The sequence below is a fragment of the Paenibacillus sp. B46(2026) genome (assembly GCF_056786355.1).
In genome coordinates this window covers 3,571,126-3,593,886 of the sequence record NZ_CM165907.1, presented here as the reverse complement: position 1 = coordinate 3,593,886, position 22,761 = coordinate 3,571,126, and the positions used below count along the sequence as shown (strand labels likewise).

The 22,761-nt window shown below is 45.3% G+C and carries 13 protein-coding genes and 1 pseudogene; 1 reads left to right on the top strand and 13 read right to left on the bottom strand.

The features are described 5' to 3' along the window. Positions 1–20 precede the first annotated feature (20 nt). From AC1S8V_RS15980 to AC1S8V_RS15960, 5 genes are all read right to left on the bottom strand, one after another. The gene (locus AC1S8V_RS15980) at positions 21–1,544 is read right to left on the bottom strand and encodes a glycoside hydrolase family 32 protein (protein WP_482074497.1); all 1,524 of its coding nucleotides are present in this window, start codon (positions 1,542–1,544) and stop codon (positions 21–23) included. Between the two features lie 166 nt (positions 1,545–1,710). Next, positions 1,711–3,336, bottom strand: a complete 1,626-nt coding sequence (locus tag AC1S8V_RS15975) for an ABC transporter substrate-binding protein (RefSeq protein WP_482069863.1) — start codon at positions 3,334–3,336, stop codon at positions 1,711–1,713. A 114-nt stretch (positions 3,337–3,450) separates the two neighbouring features. After that, on the bottom strand, positions 3,451–4,347 hold the full coding sequence (locus tag AC1S8V_RS15970; protein ID WP_482069862.1) for a carbohydrate ABC transporter permease: 897 nt from the start codon (positions 4,345–4,347) through the stop codon (positions 3,451–3,453). A 12-nt stretch (positions 4,348–4,359) separates the two neighbouring features. Next, the gene (locus tag AC1S8V_RS15965) at positions 4,360–5,310 is read right to left on the bottom strand and encodes an ABC transporter permease (RefSeq protein WP_482069861.1); all 951 of its coding nucleotides are present in this window, start codon (positions 5,308–5,310) and stop codon (positions 4,360–4,362) included. Positions 5,311–5,471: 161 nt separating this feature from the next. Next, positions 5,472–6,440 carry a LacI family DNA-binding transcriptional regulator gene (locus AC1S8V_RS15960; RefSeq protein ID WP_482069860.1) on the bottom strand — a complete coding sequence of 323 codons (969 nt, stop codon included), beginning with the start codon at positions 6,438–6,440 and terminating at the stop codon, positions 5,472–5,474. A 310-nt stretch (positions 6,441–6,750) separates the two neighbouring features. On the opposite strand from AC1S8V_RS15960, the pseudogene AC1S8V_RS15955 reads away from it, so the two are divergent. Next, positions 6,751–7,056 (top strand): annotated as a pseudogene (locus AC1S8V_RS15955) (SDR family oxidoreductase); the annotation flags it as partial. A gap of 583 nt (positions 7,057–7,639) precedes the next feature. On the opposite strand, the gene AC1S8V_RS15950 reads toward AC1S8V_RS15955, so the two are convergent. The 8 genes from AC1S8V_RS15950 to AC1S8V_RS15915 form a co-directional block, all read right to left on the bottom strand. Next, complete coding sequence (locus AC1S8V_RS15950; protein WP_482069859.1) at positions 7,640–8,797, bottom strand: glycoside hydrolase family 88 protein; 1,158 nt, start codon at positions 8,795–8,797, stop codon at positions 7,640–7,642. 328 nt (positions 8,798–9,125) lie between these two features. Then, positions 9,126–10,568 carry a glycosyl hydrolase family 28 protein gene (locus AC1S8V_RS15945; protein ID WP_482069858.1) on the bottom strand — a complete coding sequence of 481 codons (1,443 nt, stop codon included), beginning with the start codon at positions 10,566–10,568 and terminating at the stop codon, positions 9,126–9,128. Positions 10,569–10,668: 100 nt separating this feature from the next. Next, positions 10,669–12,243 (bottom strand): extracellular solute-binding protein, encoded by a 1,575-nt coding sequence (locus AC1S8V_RS15940; RefSeq protein ID WP_482069857.1) that lies wholly within the window; start codon positions 12,241–12,243, stop codon positions 10,669–10,671. A 78-nt stretch (positions 12,244–12,321) separates the two neighbouring features. Further along, the gene (locus AC1S8V_RS15935; RefSeq protein WP_482069856.1) at positions 12,322–13,194 is read right to left on the bottom strand and encodes a carbohydrate ABC transporter permease; all 873 of its coding nucleotides are present in this window, start codon (positions 13,192–13,194) and stop codon (positions 12,322–12,324) included. A gap of 29 nt (positions 13,195–13,223) precedes the next feature. Further along, on the bottom strand, positions 13,224–14,198 hold the full coding sequence (locus AC1S8V_RS15930) for an ABC transporter permease (RefSeq protein WP_482069855.1): 975 nt from the start codon (positions 14,196–14,198) through the stop codon (positions 13,224–13,226). A 229-nt stretch (positions 14,199–14,427) separates the two neighbouring features. Further along, positions 14,428–16,644 carry a helix-turn-helix domain-containing protein gene (locus AC1S8V_RS15925; protein ID WP_482069854.1) on the bottom strand — a complete coding sequence of 739 codons (2,217 nt, stop codon included), beginning with the start codon at positions 16,642–16,644 and terminating at the stop codon, positions 14,428–14,430. 298 nt (positions 16,645–16,942) lie between these two features. Further along, positions 16,943–18,109 carry an RICIN domain-containing protein gene (locus tag AC1S8V_RS15920; protein WP_482069853.1) on the bottom strand — a complete coding sequence of 389 codons (1,167 nt, stop codon included), beginning with the start codon at positions 18,107–18,109 and terminating at the stop codon, positions 16,943–16,945. A gap of 3 nt (positions 18,110–18,112) precedes the next feature. Then, positions 18,113–22,384, bottom strand: a complete 4,272-nt coding sequence (locus AC1S8V_RS15915) for a galactose-binding domain-containing protein (RefSeq protein ID WP_482069852.1) — start codon at positions 22,382–22,384, stop codon at positions 18,113–18,115. Positions 22,385–22,761: the final 377 nt, after the last annotated feature.

Below are 22,761 nucleotides of genomic sequence, written 5' to 3'. Positions count from 1 at the left end.
CTGATTGTCGGGTATTTGGTTCACGATTCATCCCTCCTCGATGTATTTCCTATGTTGTTATTGGAAATATGAATGGACTGAAGTGTATGGACATACAGCGAATTCAGTACAAACTGCCCTGATTCCGTACTTATTGAAATATGATCCACCGGGGCATCTGAAAAAATTTGATCCGTCAGCACAACCAGGCCTTCATTCGCATACACTTCAACCGAATTGCGATCCAGCCAGATATGTAGCTTAATTTTCCCGTTTTCCGGAGCCAGCCTAACTCCATGCTGACATGCAAACGAAGGATGGAAGTCCGTTATGCCCGATTTGGATCGGTCGATGAAAAGCCATTGGCGCCCAGGATCATATCCTATGATGGTCTCACTCTGCTCGGACGATTGGATTTTGATACGAACCTCGCCCGCAGATCTAATATCGATATCCGCTTCGATCTCCAGTAGATCATCCTTTGTCTTTAGCCTAAATGGGACCTCCGAAGTAACCGTGGTATCAGACCAGCTTATCGATTCTTTTCGAAGCTGCTCTATTTCCTGGACAGGCATTTGGGTTAACACGATACCCTCATCCCGATTGGTTAAGGACAAGAAACGAGGCAGCGTCATGGCGCCTCTCCAGTCTCCCGTAGGCGTCTCGTTGGCATATTTCCAGTTACTCATCCAGCCAATGATCACGCGACGGCCGTCTAGTTCATGCATATCCGACCAGGTGACCCCTGCATAGTTGTCCCGACCATGATCCAGCCACATGATATGATCGGCAGGGTTGTCGTTGATGAAGGTATTTCCGTCAAACTCTCCGATAAAATATTGCGTGCGTGATCCTTCCGGACAGGAAGGATTATCCCCAATGCTAATAACAAGTACCCATTTGGAACGCCCACTGTTATCGATTGACAATTCAAAGAGATCCGGGCATTCCCAAATGCCATCATGTGAGCCTTCCTCATGACCGAACTCCCCTGTTAGTGACCATTCACGCAAGTTTTTCGATCCATAAAACCGAACATGATCTCCCGCGACAATCGTCATGACCCACTGCTCACTTTGCGAATGCCAGAACACCTTCGGATCCCGGAAGTCTGCCAGAGCAGGTTCGGCAAGCACCGGATTCCCCTTATATTTGTGCCAGGTCCTTCCATTATCACTGCTGTAAGCCAAGCTTTGCCGCTGGCGCGGCTGTTCGGTCTCTGGACATGTATCCGCATGGGTAAAGATTGCAACCAATCCATGAGCACCTTCGAAAAATCCACTACTGTTGTTAAAGTCAACCACACAGCATCCGGAAAAAATAGCTCCATGTTCGTCCGGGAAAAGAGCGACAGGTTCATGCTGCCAATGAATCAGATCTCGACTTACGGCATGGCCCCAGTGCATTGGCCCCCATGTATTGCTATAGGGATGATGTTGATAAAACAGATGATATTCTCCCTCGTAATAGACTAATCCGTTCGGATCGTTCATCCAATGGGATGGAGGCGAAAAATGAAATCCCGGTCTAGATCCATTATTCACATGCTGTTTATTTAACTGCATTATCTTATTAATTTCATCTGTCGTCGGCATAGACTGAAGAGCCCCTTTCCGTATTGTTATTAACGTACCGCCAGCATTGGCAAATTCAGCAACTTATAAGTCTATCAATACTCCCTCGTCAGCTGTTACATCAAGCACAGATTCTCCCCACCCAACGCTTGATTATTTATTTGTTTAAATTTGCGTTATAACGATCCAGCCCATTTTGATAGATTTCCATCAATTCGTTCAATCCCATCTTCTCCAGGTTCTTTAAATAGCTGTCCCACTGTTCATTCACGCCGCCATCAACAATGAATTTTCCTCGTTGGGTATTTACATATTTAATCAACTCGGGCTCAATTCTATTGATTTTGTCCAGTTCCTCCGGCTCAAAGAAGATACTCGGATAGTTTTCCTCTTCCATATAGGGATCGTAATATTTCTCCAAATCTTTAACTCGCTGTTGGGCTCTAGGCTCCAAATCAACTACTTTCCCCAAGTCTTCGATGGTAATAACGCCAGGTCCGCCTGCCCCTGGAGCCACTTTTTGACGGTATTCGCCTGCGGATGTTCCCTCCGGAAGCGGCAGGTTTACCAACTTTCCATTCTCGTCCTTCTTAAATACGATATCCATCGGACCCCAGTGGATTTGAGCAGCCATGTACGGTTCATACTGCTGATCGATCCAACGCATTGTGATTTCCGGATTCTGGTTCTCTTTTGTAATCACGAAAGCGCCGCGTCCTGGACCGCCACCATTGCCTCGACCGATCAATTGATCCCCGTTCGATCCTTTGAGCGGAGACAGTAAAGCATAATCCTTGGTGCGCTCGGGTCCGACAACCTCATCGACTTCCCACCAGATGTAGGAGCCAAGCGTTTCGGTAGTCGTTTTCCCTTTGGCCAGATACTGAGCGGCGTCCTGGGTGAACGATTCAGGGTCAATCAGGCCCTGCTTATACCATTTTTCATGAAAATAGTTCAATGCTTCCTTATATTCAGGTTGCGTAGCGGTAAAGATCACTTTTCCGTCGCGAACGACCCGATGTTCCATATTATCCGGAAGTCCGAAAGCTCCGAATATGCCAGCAATATCCATACACCACTGCATGTGCATAAAGCTTAACGGAATTTCATCGGCCTTGCCGTTACCGTTTGGATCCTGTGTCTTAAAGGCAACTAATGCTTCCGTGTATTCATCCAAAGTTTGCGGCATTTTCTGGCCCAGTTTGTCGAGCCATTTTTTGTTAATGACGTGAAAGAAAGGGTTTGTTCCAAGGTTGTTCTCTTCCCACGAAGGCAGCCCGTAAATATGCCCGTCCGGTGCTGTGATTGCTGATTTAAGATCGGTTCGGCGATTTAAGAGCGCTTTCAAATTAGGCGCATATTCATCGATTAAATCCTCCAGCGGAAGGATGGTTCCGTCTTTACCGTAATTGATCAGCTCGTAATCCGAGAATCCCGCTCCATAGAAAGCGTCAGGCAAATTCCCACTGGCCAGCAGCAAATTTTTCTTCTCTGTAAAATCGGTATCCGGAATGTTCTCCCATTCGATCTTAATGTTGGTTTTCGATTCCAACCGCTTGAAAATTTCCATTTGCGAGTACTCGGGCGCCAATGCAGCTTTGGGGGATACCATCCTTAACGTTACCGGTTCATCAACAATCGGCAGCCCCGTTTTGTTGAAACTAGCAGCCTGATTGGAATTTTCCGACTGATTCTTGGAGCCTCCACCACCTCCTGAACATCCACTCAGTGCAAACGCTCCAGCCAGCATAAGAATTCCCGCTCTTTTGAATACAGATTTCATCGTACATAACCTCCCTTTAGATCATTGCACAAGTTAGATACCTTTCTTTGACCTTCTTCTGTATTGATATATCGAAACTGCTGCACATCCCCCCTTTCAAGTACCATGTCAACCTCATCCCTTGATCGAGCCGATCATTACTCCTTTGACAAAGTACTTCTGCAGGAAAGGATACAAAATCAGCAGCGGCAGACTGGATACCATGATGACACCGTATTTGATCAGTTCCGTTACGCGCATCTTTGCCGCATAGGATTCCACATCTACCATCATGCCGGAGTTTACCTGATTCTGGACGAGAATATTTCGAAGCACCAGTTGTAGCGGATATTTATTTTCATCGTTTAAATAGATCAAAGCGTCAAAGAATCCATTCCAGAACCCGACGACATGATACAGCACCATGACGGCTAATATTGACTTGGATAAAGGCAATACAATGCTCCAAAAGAATCTGGTATTTGAACAACCGTCAATCGAAGCGGCTTCCCACATTTCATCCGGGATGGAGGACTGAAAGAAAGTCCTTACAATAATGACATTCATGATGCCGCCAGCACCGGGGATCACAAGTGCCCAAATCGTGTTTAGCATATGAAGATCCTTGATTAACAAATACGTAGGGATCAGCCCGCCGCTAAAAAACATGGTGATCAGTAAAAACCACATGATGGCCGATCTTCCAACCAAATTCTTACGGGCTAACGGATAAGCTGCAAATACGGTAACCCCTACTCCGATCAAGGTTCCTATACCCGCGTACAACAAAGAGTTGGCATATCCGATCCATATGGAAGAGTCACTGAATATTCGTTCATAGCCATCGAGCGTGAATCCCTTTGGAAATAGCCATACTTCCCCCGAATAAATCAGATTGGGATCACTGAATGAAGCAACCAGTACAAAATACAGCGGAAATAAAACAAACAGCATAACTACGGTCAAGGAAAAATAGTTGATAGCGTCAAACCATGCGTCACCTCTGGTTTTTCTCTTCAAAAATTGGTTCAAAGTGAATCCCCCCTACCACAAACTGGTTTCGGTTAATTTTTTGGCGATCCGGTTGACAATGACAATCAGGATGATATTGATGACAGAGTTAAACAGTCCGACCGCGGTAGAAAAGCTGTATTGCGCCTTCTGAATACCCAATTCATATACATAGGTTGGAATAATATTCGAGGTGGCATAGTTCAGATCGCTTTGCATAAGAAATGCTTTCTCGAAACCAATGCTCATGACGTTCCCGAGTGCGAGAATTAGCAGGATGACGATGGTCGGCAAGATGGACGGAATGTCAACGTACCATACACGCTTCCATTTACTTGCCCCATCCACAATCGCGGCTTCATGCAGTTCTGGATTAACCCCGGCAAGGGCAGCCAGGTAAATAATCGTGGCAAAACCAGTCTCTTGCCATATCCCTGACAAAATGTACAAAGGACGGAACCATCCCTCGTCAGCCATGAATAGAATGGGTTCTCCACCGAACCAGGTAATAATGTGGTTCACGATCCCACTATTTGGCGATAAAAAAACATGGAGCATACCGACGAGGACAACAGTAGATATAAAGTGCGGTGCATAAATGACCGTCTGGATAAATTTCTTATATCGCTTGCCCATCATCTGATTCAGCATGATCGCGATAATAATCGGAGCAGGGAAGCTGAACACAAGCGATAGAAAACTAAGTGTTAGCGTGTTTTCTATGATCGTCCAAAAGTTATAAGAATTGAAAAAATCAATAAAATGCCGGAACCCCACCCATTCGCTGCCCCAAATTCCCTGACTCGGCGAAAAATCCTTAAATGCAATTTGTACTCCGTACATCGGATAGTACTTGAACAGAAGGTAAATCAGAATGATCGGTAGAAGGAACAGATACAGTTCATAGTCGCGTTTGACTCGACTCCAAGTTTTACGATTTTCTTTGATCAGGGGTTGATCTCCCCCAAAATCTCTTGAATTCATCCTCATACTCCCTTTCTTCATAGAATGTATTTTGTTTTTGAAACGTTTCCAATTTAGTATAAGAAAAACGTCATCCCGTAATTCCACCGGTGAAGCAGCCATAACAGCTGATGTTTTTCTAGAAATAATTAAAGGGTATATTATTTATTTCGAGGAAATAATCAAGTGGTTTCGCCTTGTCTAAATATGACCGGAAGACGATAAACTTCCCTGTCCAATGTTTCGCCATTGATCTTTTTGTAGAGCAGCCTGATCGTCGTACGAGCCATCTCCTCTACAGGTTGTCTGATCGTTGACAATATCGGATGGAAATAAGTATGATCCTGAATGCCGTCATATCCGATGACCTTTACATCCTCCGGAACGCGAATGCCCTGCCTGCCTGCCCTTTCAATATATTTGGCGGCGAACATATCGGTAATGGCAAAAATGCCGTCCACATCCCGATGCTCTTTTAGAAACTCGCCAAAATAGGCATCATCGTTTACAACCGGGTCTGGCTTTTCGTATATAACATAGTCGACTCCCATTGCTTTGGCTTCATGAATAAAACCTTCTCTCCGATTCATCGTTTCGCTGAAAACGGATGTGACACTTCCCATAAAAGCCGGTTTTTGGGCTCCCGCTTTGACAAGCTCCCTTAACGCCAGACGTCCACCTTCATAATTGTCCGAAGTAACGCATGTGATTTTCTTGTTGAAGTGCCTGTCGATACTGACAATCGGAATGTCATTGCTTACGAAATTTTCGATATCGTTGTACGTAATACCGACAATACCTGCCACTTTATTTTGCTGAAGCATATCCAGATAATACAATTCCTTTTCAGGTTTGCCGCCGCTGTTGCACAGCATAAGCTTAAAACCTTCCCGGTCCAACTCATCTTCAATGTAATAAGCCAGTTCAGAAAAAAAGGGATGCCAGATACTTGGGAGCAGCAGGGCTACCATCTTGGACTTCCGCATTTTGAAATTTCGTGCAATCTCATTTGGGATATAATTCAACTCTTGTATGGCCTTCTCGACTTTTTTGCGTGTTGCGGGTTTAACAGAGCCTGAATTGTTAATGACCCGGGACACGGTCCCTACAGCTACACCAGCTAAGGTGGCTACATCTTTAATACTTGACATTTAACCCCCCGCTTAATCTCTTTTATGGAGATCATCATAACACCAAGTTGGAAACGTTTCAATATCTTTTTTTAAAGCGCTTTCTTCTATTACGTTGCCTACTGAACGGGGGGAATATGACCAGGTAAACGTACAAAAGGGCAATATAATAACGTAATTTTGGGTACTGAGATAATCCTGCTAAATATAAGAAACTCACTTTTTTGCCCATTAAAAAAAGACCAAACATTAACTATATTTGGCTTGGAATATGCACATATCTCTTGGATGTTTAGTAGGGAAAATGCAATGATTATGGAGAGCGTAAAATAAAGCCGCGCTGGCTAATTATAGCAAAGGATTATCGAATGAATTTTCTCCTCAAGGAATTCGAATAAATACGTTGTCTCCCGGGTTTATTCAGACAGAAGCAGCTGACGCATTAATTGATCGGATCGCAACGGAAACCGGGAGTCGAGAAAGTGCACTCGAACAACTTATGAGTTCACTCGGAGGTATTCCAATTGGTCGGCCAGGGTAAGTCGCTGAACTGGTTGCATTTTTGGTCTCAGACCGAGCAGCATCCATTACAGGTAGTGAATATGTCATAGATGGGGGAACTATTCCTACAGTCTAATTAGCATTAATAAAGGGAGAGAACAATATGGATCTCAATCATTTACCGTCTCGGGAATGGAGTGATCAATACCATTTCGCGGCGAATGTTACGTTAGAGCCAACAACAGCAAAAAAATAGGTGATGAAATTGTGCTAACATGCAAGCTGGATGGTACCTACGACAAGACTGGTCTACCCGATCCACTAGTATTGAATTATCATTTCGTTATTGTTGACGATAAAATCGTCAGACTATCCATTTTTTAAAGATAACCACAAAGGCCTTAGGAATTCTTTTCTAAGGCCACTTTGTATAAATATCTAACTATAGGGGTAAATACTCATGATAATTACCCCACTTGCTTATAAGACGAAGTAGCATCTGCGCTTGAACCGTATGTCTGTCCGTTTTTATTTTTAGGATAGTTCATATTCTTAGGGCTAATATGAAAAGAACCAAATAGTGAAGTGAGAAAAAGTTCACCCATTTCGTACAAAACGTGGGTGAACTTTTAGTTTGATGAAGTCCATTGTAATAAACTGAAAATAGGAAGCCGCCCAAGGGATTGGCTGCCCTATACTATTTTCTACATGATAAGTGCTTACCAAAGATACAAATCATGCCCCTTTAATTTAAAGATAGCTTCAATAAAGTAATAATCTCCATAAATGATGGACTGGTGATGTTCTTTCGCATGATACGCAGCTGATCCATTAATTAGGATGCAGTCACAGTTCTTCGTCCAGTCTGCCCGAGCCTCATCTAATACTTTTAAGAGCTTGATAGCAGCGCTCAGATAAAGATCTTTCTCATGCAGCCCGACAACCTTGGATATTTCAATGAGTCCACATGCAGCAATCGCTGCGGCCGTGGAGTCTTCATATGCGGGTTCTTTTGGCTGCCTAAAGTCAACAGGAATAATTCCGTTTTCTGGAATATTGGCGATAAAATAATGAGCAATGCGCTTTGCCGTATTTAAGTATTCTTCTTTGCCAGTATGAATATAGCTCATCATAAAACCGTAAAGTCCCCACGTCTGACCTCTGGTCCAGGAAGAGCCGTCCTCATATCCTTGTCCGCCATACGTTTTTACGACTCCCCCATTAAATGGGTCGAATTCAACAATGTGATTGACGGATCCGTCCGGACGTACAAATGTTTTCATTACTGTATCTGCATGCTTCATGGCAATCTGCATGAAACGAGGATCTCCGGTTTCTTCAGTGGCCCAATAAAGAAGCGGAATATTAAACATACAATCAATAATCGCCCAACCTCGACTATCTTCTTCAGGAAGGTCGTTCCATGCTCGGATAAATTCCCCTACTAGGTTATAGCGACCCGCCAGAAGATTGGCTGCATGTAGCGCCCTTTTTCGGGACTGTGGATTTTGGGTGATCTTATAGTTTGTGACACTGGTTGGCAGCCACATAAACCCCACATCGTGATGCAATCCGTAATACTGCTGCAGCCCGGCATCCAATTTATCTTCTGAGAGGTTCGCATACTTTTTGTATTTCTCCTGACCAGTTAGATGATACATTTGCCACATCATACCACCCCAGAACCCATTGGTCCACCAATTGATTCCGTCAGCGTGCATCCCGCTTGGATTCTGGACTGATCTGTCATCATGTACTCCATTTATGGTCGTATAAGGAATTTTATCCTTCGATTTCTCACTCACCCAGTCCATTTTTTCGGTTATGCGTTGAACGACTTCTTGAAGCCAAATATTCGATTTCCCTATGGTTAACATGGCTATTCTCCTGCTTTCCTTATATAGTTTACTCTTCCTAACCGCTTAGGATATACGTTTCAATCTTCTAATTTGCTTTCATCTAGGCATATAAAATTGGGGGAAGTTTAGTTGTGTATAATTGCATTTGTGAAAACAGGAGTAGCAATGCTAGATTTGGCTCTCGTATAGTTGTCATTAATAACCAGACGTATGAGAGAACGGTCATCCATTTGAGCCATTCTACTATTGACGAATAGAGATTACAAACGAATAGTGCACACGGACCGAGGAGATTCTCAGGAGGGAATTACTACATTTATGCTCCAGTTCCTCAGCGCAATTCTACTTATACTCGTTGTACTTTTACTTTACCGACGTGGGGTCCGAGAATAAGATCTTTGTCTTTAGATAAATGTTCGCCATTCACCACCACATTCTCAAATCTCACGTTCTCTACCTTGCGTGTTTCATCGTAACCCTCAATATGTGATGGATTCAGGCAAGTTCCGCTATACTTAATGTTTTTGAAGAGAACATTGCGGATCTGTTTACCGGGAGCGGGATTGTATTTCGGATTTTGCAGCACTCTCACATTGAACAATTCACCCAATTCGAAGGGTTCAATACGGATATTCTCATACACCACATTCTGTACTGTATTGTTGTCTCCTGCATTGATCGCCAGACATCCCCAGTAATCCGGCTGTGGCTCATGATGTTCAAGGATATCGATATCACTGAATTTAATATCCTCAATTACATCCCCAGCTCCTTCATAGTTGCCATGTGTGCCTATGTTCGTTGGATGCGCTACATCTGCCCATAAGATCGAACGGGTCACACTAATCCTCCGGGTATCGCCTTGATATTCGCCCCGTGAGGCATAGATCGCAATGCAATCATCAGAAGTACGGAGAAAAACACTGTCGATTTTCACGTCTGAGCAGGCCATCATATCAATCCCATCTGACCAGCCACGGGTACTGAAGGTCTTAATATTGCAAATATCTATAGACTCCGATTGACCAATCAGGACCGTATAATGAGGTGGATCAATGACTGTGATCCCTTCAATGGATATGTTTCTCGAGTAGCTGATTTCCACCCCACGATAAAAGGTCGTTTTCTCAAAATCGGACAGATACAGAATTCCTCTGCCACGAATGACCACGTCCTCTACACGGTTGCACATAAATCCTCCATAGATGACTGCGCCGCCGGCGATATAGATCATTGTATTGGAAGGTACCTCTAATCGGGATGTATCGAAATGATGGATACCGGGTTGAAAATATATCACTTTGGATCTCACTGCAGAACTCATATCTGCCAAAGTCTCCAGAATGTCTGCCGTGTTATGCATTCCCGGTGTAAGCAGCAGCACACCATCATCCGAAACCAGCGGGACATCCTGCTCCAGCGGATTAGCAAAAATGTGCAGATTGTGGAATCGCTCTCCGTTCACTTCCAGGGATAGCTGCTGCGGACCGTCCAGACGGAGAAACATATGGTTTGCTTCCAACTCACAGCTTAATCCTGTTGAGACTGGGCGGACGATCGCCGCCTGAACACTCCCTTCATTTTTCACAATCTCCAGTTCTACCGGCCCATTACAATCAAACGTGACCATCGATGCATTGCGGACATCATGCATATCGACCTTCACATTGTAGCTGAACAAGGGCTGCCATTCTCCGTGCGGCTTACGAACTTTCACGGTGAAGTCAGGGTTGACTACGGCACCAGTCGGGGCTGGATAAACCACTAAATCGGTATTAACAGTCTGCATATCCGTTCTCCTCCATCCCTAGAGATGAGCCAGTTAGCAGATGAGCACCGTTCCCACGTTCATCTGCTAACGATCTTGCGTTCATCCCTGAAAGTCATTTTTATTTACTGCGCTCCTCGTAAATCTGTTGGGCCTCATCCAGTTCCGACTGTCCTCCCGAGTTCAGCCACTGTGACCGGAAATCATCAAAGTCTTTGTCCGTGTTGGCTTCACCGGAGATAGCTTTAATATAATATTGTGCCTGCAATGTATTTAAGATGGCCTCATACTGGGCTTTGGTCTTCATTACCGTGGACTGCATCAGATCACTCAGGACAGTAACGCCCTCTACATTAGTCAATTTCTCTTTGAAAGCCAGCTTCTCAGGAGAATAGTGATGTTTCATCATGGAACTTACTTTGGCACCGAATGGATTATAGAAACCTGCACCCAGTTCACTCATTAACTCCGTACCAGCCGCGGCTTCCGTAACAACCGCCAATTGGCCCTCAAGATTATAGGAGTTTCCTTTTTCGCCAAACACCGTCGTCAAGTAACCTTCCGTATCCGTCGTGACATACTCAAGAATTTGCAAAATTTTGATTCGTTTGGCTTCATCCTTCTCCAGCTGTGCTCCAAACAACAACGGAGGCTGCAAGGCTCCGTTGGCCATCGCATACTTCTTGCCATCTGGCCCAGAGAACGGAACACCGGGAACAAGTTCAATGCCTTTATCCTTGGAGATCAGGCCAAAGTATCCATCATCATACAGATGGTGCCACATTCCCGTCTCAATGATGCCCGTTCGCAGACTGACAAACTTGGTTTGAATCTCGCTATTACCATCGGTGATGAATTCAGGATCAATAATGCCCGCCTTATACCATTCATTCAGCAACTTCAACGCATTGCGAGCTTCCTCTGTAATTGCGCCATAAGTTACTTTGCCATTCGCGTCCAGCTTGAACTGGTACGGAGCTACTCCGTAAGCTGCGAATACTGTATTGAACAGCTGAGCCTGGGCATCTTTGCCTCGTCCGGTCAAGCCGTACGTATCCTTTTTACCGTTGCCGTCCGGGTCATTATTCATGAATTTGGTCAGCACATCCTCAAGCTCAGCAAGATCCTTTGGCGGTTCATTATAGCCAATAGCCTTCAGCCATTGTCCGTTGTAGGCCGGAATAAAACCTGTTGCGCCTTCCCCCCATACCTTGGGAACACCCCAGTTCTTGCCGTTGTATGTCCCCGGGTCCCAGGCATTCGGATCAACACTTTCCACGTCCGCCGTGTATTTAGGCATATATTGCTTAATTTCCTCTTGGGATACACTCGCAAGGATACCTTGATCCGCCCATTGCACCACATCGCCTACAGTGCCATCTACAGAAATAATGTCTGGAATCTGGCCGGAAGCCAGCATGACGTTGAATTGTTCTTTCCAGGTAGCCGTTTCGAAAGAGATATTCTTGAACTTCACATTAAATTTCTCTTCCAAAAACTTCTGGACGTAATTGTTATCGGCTTTCGGGATATTCCAGTTGTTTGCGATTGAAATTTCAATAGGCTTCTCATTGCCTTTATCGGAAATTTCTCCTGCACTGTTGTCGATAGCCGCACCGCCACTGCAACCGCTTACTAGCAATGAAGCAGACACCACTAGTCCTAGCATACCGGTCAAGAATCTCTTTTGTTTCATCTCTGAATTCCTCCCTTTTGATCTAACTATTCGAATATTTGAATCAAGACGCCCTAAGGCAGCTTGAATGAATCCGTGTTACCCTTTGAGCGAGCCTACCATGGTTCCTTTTACAAAGTACTTTTGCAGAAATGGATACACAATAATAATGGGCAGTGCCGTAAACATCAGTGTAGCGGCTTTTATCGGTTCCTGATATCCCAATTCCGAGCCCTTAACATCTGCTGCGAACATGGATAGATTCTCTCCTGTGATGACCACTCGTCTCAGAAAGGTCTGAAGTACCTGCTTGGAAGGGTCCTGGATATATAACACCGCATCAAACCAGGCATTCCAATGTCCTACCGCAGACCATAGCGACAAGGTGGCGATAACAGGCATCGATAACGGAAGTACCAGCTGAAACAGAATACGCAGATCGTTCGCTCCATCGATTTTGGCCGAATCCTCCAGCTCATCAGGTATGTTCTGAAAGAAATTACGCAAAATCAGCATGGAGAACGTACTGATCAATCCCGGTATAATGTACACCAACCGCGAATCCAGCAGCCCAAGTGATTTGATCAGGAAGTAGGAAGGAATCATTCCCCCGCTAAAGAACATCGTGAACACAATTAACATCGTATACACATTGCGATGCGGCAAGTATTTACGGGATAGCGGGTATGCCCCAAACGACATGAACAAAATCGAGCAAACGGTCCCCACCACGGTACGAAAAACGGTGTTGCCAAACCCCATCCAGATATCCTGGTTGCCCAGTACCTTCTCCCAGGCAAACAAAGATACCTGCTGTGGATACAGATGGATACCCAATCTCAATGCTTCTGCCGGTGTACTAAACGAGATCGAAAGCATATGGACAAACGGATACAGCATGACGATACACAAGATCATCATGAAGGTAATCAAACAAGCCTGAAAAAGGTTACTGCCCCTGCTATGCTTCACTGCCTTGTCCTCCAATCTGGTTATTCTGTTTAGAAAAGACCCTGCTGTCCAAACCTTTTAGCCATATAGTTCGTTGCCAGTACCAGCGCAAAAGCAATCACATTCTTGAACAGACCGACCGCTGTCGTCAAGCTAAACTGGAAATTCTGCAAGCCTACCCTGTAAACGTAAGTATCCAGAATATCCGCTACACTATAGGTTGCAGGTGAGTAAAGATTCAAAATTTGGTCAAAGCCGGCATCCAGTACATTGCCAATGCGCAGAATAAACATCAGTACAATGACCGGCATAATTGTCGGAAGTGTAATACTGAGGGTCTGCCTCCAGCGACTCGCTCCGTCCATCACGGCAGCCTCATACATTTCGGGTTGTACACCCGCAAGTGCGGCCAAATAGATAATCGTGCCCCAGCCGACTTCTTTCCAAATCGCCGAAATGACCAGTGTTGACCGGAAATGATTCGGATCTCCCAGAAAATAGACCGACTCCAATCCCACAAGCTGGAGCAGATAATTGACCACACCGGACGATGGAGACAACAGTGTGATTAATATCCCTGAGAGAATAACCCAGGAGAAAAAATGCGGCAGATAAGTCAGCGATTGTGCTACCCTTTTGAAGGCACCTGACCGGATCTCATTAATCAGAAGCGCAAGTATGATCGGCGCCGGAAATCCAAACAGAATATGCAAAAAACTGATGATGATCGTATTCTTCAGAATCCGCAAGAAATCAGGAGATTGAAAGAACAAAAACTCGAAATGCTTGAAGCCCACCCACGGACTGCCCCAGATTCCATCCATGATCCTGAAATCCTTGAAGGCCAGTTGGATACCGTACATTGGGCCGTATGCAAAGACGGCGTACCAAATGATCACCGGAGCAAGCAGCAGAAACAGATATCTGCACTTCTTGTATTCCCTCCAAGTTGCTGCCCATTTTGACGGCTGTTCATTGAATATATTTTTCTTGCCGTCCACTTCCGGATTGTGCACCGGGTTCATGATAACTACTCCTTTCCAACCATCCAAAATTCCTCAAGCCACACTCCAATCTTAGGATTATGTAAGCGCTTTTTCTATTGCAAGTTCATTCGATTCTTTATAAATTCTTTCACAGTTTCTTATAAAATCTAACGAATTCATAAAAAATGACCGCTGCTTGGATAACATTCGTTAGATGCTCCAAACAACAGCCATATGCACCTTACCTTCTAATTCCAGACTCCTCCTGTTATTCCTTATCCAAGGACAATAAATCCAGCGCTGCCAGCTGTGAATTTCGATATTGTACAGGTGTTACGCCGTAACGTGATTTGAATTTGCTGTGAAAATACTGAGGATTCCGGTATCCGACTTGGGTTGCAATAACCGACACCGATAGACGTGGTTGATCACGCAGCAGATCCGCAGCTTTTTCCAACCGCAGCCGGGTTACATATTCCGTAAAAGATTCTTTGGTTCCTTCACTGAAAAGTGTAGAAATATAAGCAGGGGCTAGTGATACCTCCTTCGAGAGGATCTGCAGGGATAACTCTTCATGCAGATGATCCGCAATGTACACCTTCAATGTTCGAATCACATCCGTATGTGCATGGTTGCCCGCATACTTCAAATGTTCGGTAATCTGCATGCATAGTCTACGTATGCCTTCAACCGTATCGATCAGCGTATCCTTTTTTAATTCATCAAAGATATTGGAATGCGGCAGAAAGTGCTGTAATTTCAACTCAAGCACCGATTGATACAATTGCATCATTAATTGCAGCACAGCCAGCTCGGCAGTCTCGATCTGCATGTGACCATCCTGAAGAACCTCCAGAAAATGATTAATGAAATCAGCAACCGCTTCCTGATCTCCTGCCTGTAATGCATTTTTGAAATGATCGTATTGAAACAGATAAGGGGCTGTACTCATCTCCTTCATTCTGGAGTACGCAACGATTGAATCTTTTCCATATAAAAAGTGATATCTGCTTGTTTGCTTGGCCATCTGATACGAATCAGCGAGTGCCTCTGGGTGTTCTACCCTGCTCCCAATAGCCGCTCCAAACCGGGAACCAGGCTCAGTAGATTGATGAGCCTCCTGCAACTCGGCCAGAATACGCTTCTCTGCGTCCTGTTCATCAGGAAGAATATAATAAATCATAGCCGCCTCATTCTCATTTAATGGAACGAAAATGCTGTGTAGAGACCGATTCATCTTTTCATAACGCATCTTCAAACCGGCACTGCCCTCTTCCGGAATTCGGAGATAGACGGTGCAATAGTGATATCCCGGTTGGATGAACTGTTCCGCTTCAATCTCCAGACTTACGCCAAGCAAGAGGTTTTTCAAATGATTTTTTCTGGCTTGGGTCTCGAGGTTTACGATCTTTTCCTCCATCAGATGAAAGGTGTTACCGATAAAAGCGTACTCATTACCTAAGGACGTGACAGCACTTGATGTATGTAAACCTTTGACCTGCATCATCAATCTCTTTACCGGGATGTAGAGTTGTTTGGAGAAAAAGAACGATAGTAACATTCCGAATAACACAACTACGCCGCAACTAATTACGAGACTGTTTTTCAACTGTTCGGATGACAGGACAAACGAGTTCATGGGACGGTACATCGCATACGTCCACTCCTGCTGCGAGTTTGCGGACTCCAGATAAGACAGCACGGCTTTGCCTTCCGATCCTTCAATAATCTGTTCTCCGCTTTGATGGTTGTAAATGGTATTCTGCAATAACCCACCGAGCGCCTCATTATACTCCCCGATGTGAAGCAGCTCTTTACCGGAAGGGTCGAAAATATACAATTGGTCTGCCGGGGAACTCAAGATTCGGGAGGCCGCCGTCTGCAGATACTCCACCCCAACATCCATGAAGAAATACCCCATGGTTGGTACGCCAGGTGTCTCGTATGGCAGTTTAATCACATAGGTCATGACCTTGCTACCATCCGCTAATGTCCGAAACAGCCATTCTTTAGGCTTCACTTCGTCCAGCTTCAGAATGAATTCTGCATCTTCAGATGTATCACTCTTCATATGAAAGTTACTGGCATCCACAACATAGTGATTAGCCGGAAAATAAACCGTAACATTGGTTAGCCCTTCATTTTCAATCCTGTAGAATTCCAGTTCCTGCCGAAAGGATGCAATTCGGCTCAAATTTCCCTCCCAGTTTTTCGTTAACAATAGATTCAAGTTGAAGTTATTCTGAATAAACCGAATGGAGAGTGCCTTATTCTGCAGGTTGTCTTCATATTTCTTTAATATCGTCTGCTCGATATAATCCTCGGCGGAAATCAGACGGTTTTTATTGTCTTTGGCAATCTCATCTTCCATCATTTCATTGGCCTGAGTATACCAATACCCACCCATAATGCCGATCAGAACCACGGACAGAACGGTATATGACAATATAAATTTGATAAAGATGGTTTTTCTGTATTCAGGCATTTTCATCCATCCCCTTTAACTTCGCTCATCGTACACTATCCCGTCCCCACAATAATGTATGCGCTATCATAAATGAGATCAACAATAGTTATTCATATTGCTTAAGCTATCAAAATCATTCTCTAAAATCCAGTATAAAATCTTTAACTTCATTCTAATTTCTTTCAACCCTGTCGCGGACCTGCACTTATCTGGTACAAAACAATGCAAAAAAATGTCCCAAAGCCTCCTTGTATAGGAACTTCGGGACATAAACGCGTGCTTTCTTTTACATAAAGGGATTCGTTAAAATGATTTTTTAGGATGGTTCAAGCTTCCACTGCTGATTACTGCTTAACAAATATCTCCATTGCTGAATCAAAGCTCCTTCTGCGGCGGATGCATTGACCACGTCAGCGGGTTTGTTCGAATGCACAGGAGTGATTCGATAATACCCCTGGCCTGTAGGGATGAACGCAAACCTCTGATTATCACCACCATTATTGCTCCACAATTGAAAGTTGGCTCCATGGCTTAATGCACCGCTTGCTACATCCAGTGAGAGTCCGCTCTGAACATTCTTGATACTGTATTGACCACCGCCGAGATGAGTCACGTTCCACTTTTGATGGGTTCCCCCGGTATAAGTCGATTTTCGAACTTGTGCACCACTTGAAGTACCGGCTGCTTCCATCACTTTGCCATCAAGACGCACAACAAATCGGTACGTGCCATTAGCTATATTCCCATTGGGAAGTGTGGCTGAACCACCACTCCCCGCTGGCCGGGTATATAGAAGTGTTCCAAATCCAAGCTGATCAAAAGTTGAAGGATAAGCGGTGTTCGGGCCTGCCTCTGGTCTCATCAGGTTGGCACGAGCAGCAATGTTGGGTACGGATAGACCCTTACGTTGTACATAGTGGTTATATATCATCTCCCAAACCGGACGGTACTCATTACGGCTCGCATTCGAAATCACAGTATGGGTCTGAACAGCGCCGTTCGTTCCAGAGCCCCATTCATAGGTCGCAAAAGGGACATTATCGTCTCCATTGTTATACTTGGCAACGTATTCGGCAGCACGCAGGAAACGATTGTTCGCCCAGCCGTACATATCATCCCCTTGGTTCCATGCCATTTCATTGATTGCACCCATCAATCCAATCCCTAATATCGTGTGTGCCTGGTCACGTCCGGATTCCTGCCATTGTGCAAGCCCGTTTGGATGCAGGAAGGGAATTGCGTTATAGATGGAGCCGTTTCCACTTCCGTGCTTCAAATATTCAATTCCCACTTCATAGATGTCACGGCGGTCACAGAAAATACCAATCGCAACCGTCGCCGCCATGTTGCTCAGATCCCAGTTCGCCCAATAATTCTGGATGTAGGCGTCGTTGTGGTCATCGCCGAATTCATTGCCAATAAGATACACAGACTGAACACCATGGAGATGATTACCGTTTTTTTCATCCTGGAACAGCACCACCTTTCATCTTTCATCGTTCGTTACCGTCTTGATCACCAGTGCCTGTATCGCCTGAAGCAGCTCGTTAGCTGCAGAGTCAATCTGTGCCTGTGTACTGTCAGTATCTTCCGCTATTGTTGTGGCCAGTGATTTGGCTGCCAACATGGTGGTGAAGCCAGTCTCATCATAGATTTCCGCCTCTAATGTGCCTGCTTGTTCCAGTAGCTTTACCAGCAGGGTTGGGTCTGTGGGCTTGCTGTACAATTCCAGTTCGGCCACATTGGCATAGCCGCCAGGTGAGTAGTACCTCAGATATCGGAACGCTGTATCGTTGGTTATCGGAGCCGTATACCATTGGACGCTGCTAATGCCGCTGATGGTATACAAATCGGTGTAATGCGTACCATCGTTAGAACCCTGCAGAATAGCTCCGTTAACTCGCGTAATTTCTGAAGCCTTACCCTTTCTCGGATAAAACTTGAAGCTTGATAATGACTCGGCCTGATTTTCTCCCAAATCAATATCAATCCATGATACAGCATCCATGGTATCGGTAAACGTATCGACATTGCTGTCCACGGCACGCCAACCATTCTGCTCTTTGGTCCCCTTGTTCTGATAGACTGGCGTGGAAGCCGCTACCATGGAAGGCGTTACGCTAATCTTCTGTGCAGGCAGGGAAACAAGAGAAACCAGCTGCTCTTGAGCCTGATACAGCTCCGACAGCAAAGCAGGCCGATCGGATGCAGGATTGTTAAAGAGTGCTCGAATTCGCTCAACCTCTTGCATGTATTCGTAATAGCTTCCCTTGGTATATCCATCCGGGCTGACTACCTTGGAATCGATGCTGCGAATATCATATTGTCCGTACAATTCCACTTCTGCCACATTTCCATTCCATGCAGCGCTGTTGTAAATTCTCAGGTATCGGTAGGCTTCGTGATCAATTATTCTGTCCCCGCCAATGTAAGTCCACTTGCCATCTGCTGTTCCTGTGACGGCTGGAATCAAGTTCGTCCAGCTGTTATTGTCGTTCGAACCTTGCAAGACCACTCCGTTCATTCTTGCGGGATAGGAGGCTCGGGGCATCAGCATAATATCGCTCAGCGCTACTGATACATCCGGTCCAAAGTCCACCGTATAGTAGGCTCCGGCACCAGTTGCCAGATCGCCAAAAGTACCTGTATTGCCATCGAACAATAGATATCCTACCTGCTCCTTGCTCAGTCCGCCTGTACCATACTGTTTATCTGAAGCTGTTACGGTTGCCAGCCTGGATACATCGATGAGCTTGGATTGGTTCACCAAATACAGCGAAGATCGATCCGTTGTGAAGATTGCAGGACCAGCGGACAGTCCATTAGCCGTCTTATAATCGATGGCAAACCGAATAGGACCTGTAGGCGCAAGATTGTCCATGACCGCCGATGCCGTCCAATTCAGTTGATCCGTCGAATGCACGATTGCCTCCTGACCTTGAATCACTGCCTGCACATCATGAATTGGTTCGCTGGATTCAAAGGTCAACACAACCAAATTGCCTGCATCAACGCGGTTCTGTACGCTCTGGGGAGAGCTTATTGAGAGCGATTGAATCTTGTTATTCGTTTCATGGCGTTCTCCAAATATTCTGAATTCGGATAACTCCAACATGGTACTGGACGGCTCAATCATCTGAATCTTGAAGAAACGGAAAGGCGTATTCTTGTGTCCTTCGCTGACCTCCAGTGTCTGCATATCTTCAGACACGACGGTTAACTCTGGAGTTAGCCGTGTCCAGCTTTCATTATCATTGGAGCCAAAAATCGCAGTACCGCCGATCCGCTCGGGAAAGCTTGCCCTTACCTGAAGGGAGAAGGCATCCGCACTCACTTTATAATCCGGTCCAAAATCCATCGTGTGCGTCAAATTGATGGCGTTACCATAAAATGCAAAGCTCCCCGCGTAATTATCCAATAAATTTAACGTTTCATTGTAGAAGGTTGCGGCAGTCAGTATATTGGAATAGTCCATACTTCCATCCTGAAGCTGCGGTGTTAACTCCCGAAGACCCACTACCGCAGTTCTCAACTCCACCAGCTTTTGCAAAAATTCGTCATCTGAAGCCGTTGCTATTACGTCCATGACATCAGCATATATGCTATTGTAGTGCGTTAAACTCGCTGATACATAGGTGGTTTCCGGGTTATAGGCAGCAATCACTGCGGTAACGGCAGACGAGCGGTCAGCGCTCACGATGAGCCTGACTTCTTTGGCTGTGATGGTGGTCCCATCCGTCGCTCCTACCACTATGGAATAGGTGCCGACCTGCTCCGGATTCCACGAAAAAGCACCCGTACTTTCGTCAAACGCTGCCCCCTCAGGCTTATGATCGATCTGGTAGGTGACGCTGTCGCCTGCGCCTGCATCCGTGGCAGAAAAATCATACTGCAATGCTGCATTTGACCCGACATACGAATACAGATCAAGAGAGGTTCCACTATCGTTAAAGACAGGTGGCGTCAGCTGTTCACTGGCTTTAAGATGGATGTGATCCATATTCACTACAGTGCCCGCTCCCTGAATTTTGAAATAGGTCAAATCACTTAGACCTCGCAGGTTGTGCATAGTATAGGTTACATATTTCCACTGTCCCTGGGTATTCGGCAAAATCAAAGGAGCATCGTCCCACCCATTGATCACAAGCTTGGCTGTACCATTGGTCCGTATTCGCAGCCCTATGGTTTTGACGGGAGTGCTGGTGCTGACGATGGAGATTCGACTCCCTTCTTCCGTGGCTGTAATCTCTACAAAGGATGTTGCACCCTCTTGTATGATCTCGGAATGAGAATCCAGACTTGTAGCCCGGTGTTCCATTTCATTCCAATCCGCATTCGTCGATACTTTAGGAAGTGTTGTTGCACCTTCAGTCGCTGCTTCTGCAGGGATAAACATCCAATAATCAGCGCCTCCATCTGGAGATTCCCAATAGAAAGGCAGTCGCTTCTTAAACATATCGGCATAGTAGGGAGCTTCCTCTTCCATATCTACGCCTGCCGCATATTTGTAATAATAGTAGAGACCATAGACGTTGCCGCCAATACGTCCTCTGTACCCTTCAGCCAGCTCCTTATAGATAATGGTCGGATTGCCATCGGCATCTGTATGAGCCGCCACCGGTGTCCATGGCGTATCATGGCCCAGCATGAACTGTGCAAAATAATCGGCCGCTTTCAATATCCTTTGATCCAGATATTCGTAGGCATTAACCGCATTCACCGCAGTGGACACTGTTCCTGCGACTGGATCGACTTTGGTTTCCTGTGCTTCCAACAGTCGGGCCAAGATCTCCACATTGGTGAGATCCCCAGCGCCATGGGCCTGATCCCTCCCCATCTCCACATGTTGCACTCTCGGTGGAACCACTGCTTCACCTGTCACAATATTAGTATCCACCCATCGGAATAACTGCTTAATCGAGCCATTTTGCCCTTGATCCACAGCGGTCTCATTCACGGTAAACCATTCTACGCCCTCATTGTAACGGTCACGGTTTCCTGTAAATATATATCCCGACATTGCTCCAAGGAGCGGATACAGATGCTGGTTCATAAAATACCCGTTATGATGCTGGAATGTATCAATGACCGGATAGATGAGGTTATTGCTAAAATCGGCTGTGTCCTGGTCTGTCCACTCCAGGTCTTGCGTTGTAGTGCTGGTATATCTTAAAATCTCTGCTGCTGTCACCATCCGATTCAGCGGAATTCCAGTGTGAATATGCGAATCGGTGAAATAGCTGTATTTTGCCGGGTCCATCTGAGACCAGATTCGGATGATGCCCATCGCGTTAGCTCTGTACACATCTTCCCCTGTTACATAGTACATGATGGCCTGTGTGTAGGCCTTTAAGCTGTCGGCTATAAATTTGGAGTTAAAGGATTGGCTGTTGAAATCCACGTTGCCAGGCTTTGTCGGATCCGCACTGCTCTGATTGCTGGACGTAACGTTCCTTGATGCAGTTGGAGATTCGGTCATTCGAGTATAATAGCTGTACCAAGGTTCTTGCTTTGCCAGCACCTGTGTGCGCATATTCTCAAGAGTCTCCTTGGTAAGCCCGATTCCCGGATGTTTGAAACCGCTTGCATCAATTTCCTCATAAATCGTTGGCAGATATTCTGCTGCCGTATTCTCGTTGAGAGACGCCTCACCTGATACCGGATAAGGATAACCCGCTACAACCAAACTAACGATTAACATAAACATTACAATACACTTGGCCTGGTTTTTTAAGCCGCGCTTTTGCCGTAATAACATGTACACTCCTCCTTCATGTCGTAGACTTGTGTGCCATTCAATTCGTTAATTGATGTTTCGTTGTTCTCTATAACATTGCAGGATTTCACAAGCTTCGTCCATTGCAAAATCATTCAATTTGTTAAGATATCTTTTAAATCGTCAAGGCAGCATTAGCTGAAACAGGATTAAAACAGCTCACTGTTCGTTTTATGAGAACAAAAGAAAAAGCACCCTGAAGGATGCTCCAAAAATGATGTTTGACCAACAGTTAATGCTTGTGCCTGTTTAAGCCCACTCACCTTTCTGCCTACCATAAGCAATTTCCTAGCCAATTAGTCTCGTAATGCTGGACATAAACTTGTTTACTCACATCAAAACCTGAGGATCTAGCGAAT

What these genes read in the sequence shown, in the direction of transcription:
- AC1S8V_RS15940 (WP_482069857.1), bottom strand. Translation starts at nt 12,243, where the DNA reads ATGAAACAAAAGAGATTCTTGACCGGTATGCTAGGACTAGTGGTGTCT.
- AC1S8V_RS15930 (WP_482069855.1), bottom strand. Translation starts at nt 14,198, where the DNA reads ATGAACCCGGTGCACAATCCGGAAGTGGACGGCAAGAAAAATATATTC.
- AC1S8V_RS15945 (WP_482069858.1), bottom strand. Translation starts at nt 10,568, where the DNA reads ATGCAGACTGTTAATACCGATTTAGTGGTTTATCCAGCCCCGACTGGT.
- AC1S8V_RS15925 (WP_482069854.1), bottom strand. Translation starts at nt 16,644, where the DNA reads ATGCCTGAATACAGAAAAACCATCTTTATCAAATTTATATTGTCATAT.
- AC1S8V_RS15965 (WP_482069861.1), bottom strand. Translation starts at nt 5,310, where the DNA reads ATGAATTCAAGAGATTTTGGGGGAGATCAACCCCTGATCAAAGAAAAT.
- AC1S8V_RS15950 (WP_482069859.1), bottom strand. Translation starts at nt 8,797, where the DNA reads ATGTTAACCATAGGGAAATCGAATATTTGGCTTCAAGAAGTCGTTCAA.
- AC1S8V_RS15960 (WP_482069860.1), bottom strand. Translation starts at nt 6,440, where the DNA reads ATGTCAAGTATTAAAGATGTAGCCACCTTAGCTGGTGTAGCTGTAGGG.
- AC1S8V_RS15975 (WP_482069863.1), bottom strand. Translation starts at nt 3,336, where the DNA reads ATGAAATCTGTATTCAAAAGAGCGGGAATTCTTATGCTGGCTGGAGCG.
- AC1S8V_RS15915 (WP_482069852.1), bottom strand. Translation starts at nt 22,384, where the DNA reads ATGTTATTACGGCAAAAGCGCGGCTTAAAAAACCAGGCCAAGTGTATT.
- AC1S8V_RS15980 (WP_482074497.1), bottom strand. Translation starts at nt 1,544, where the DNA reads ATGCAGTTAAATAAACAGCATGTGAATAATGGATCTAGACCGGGATTT.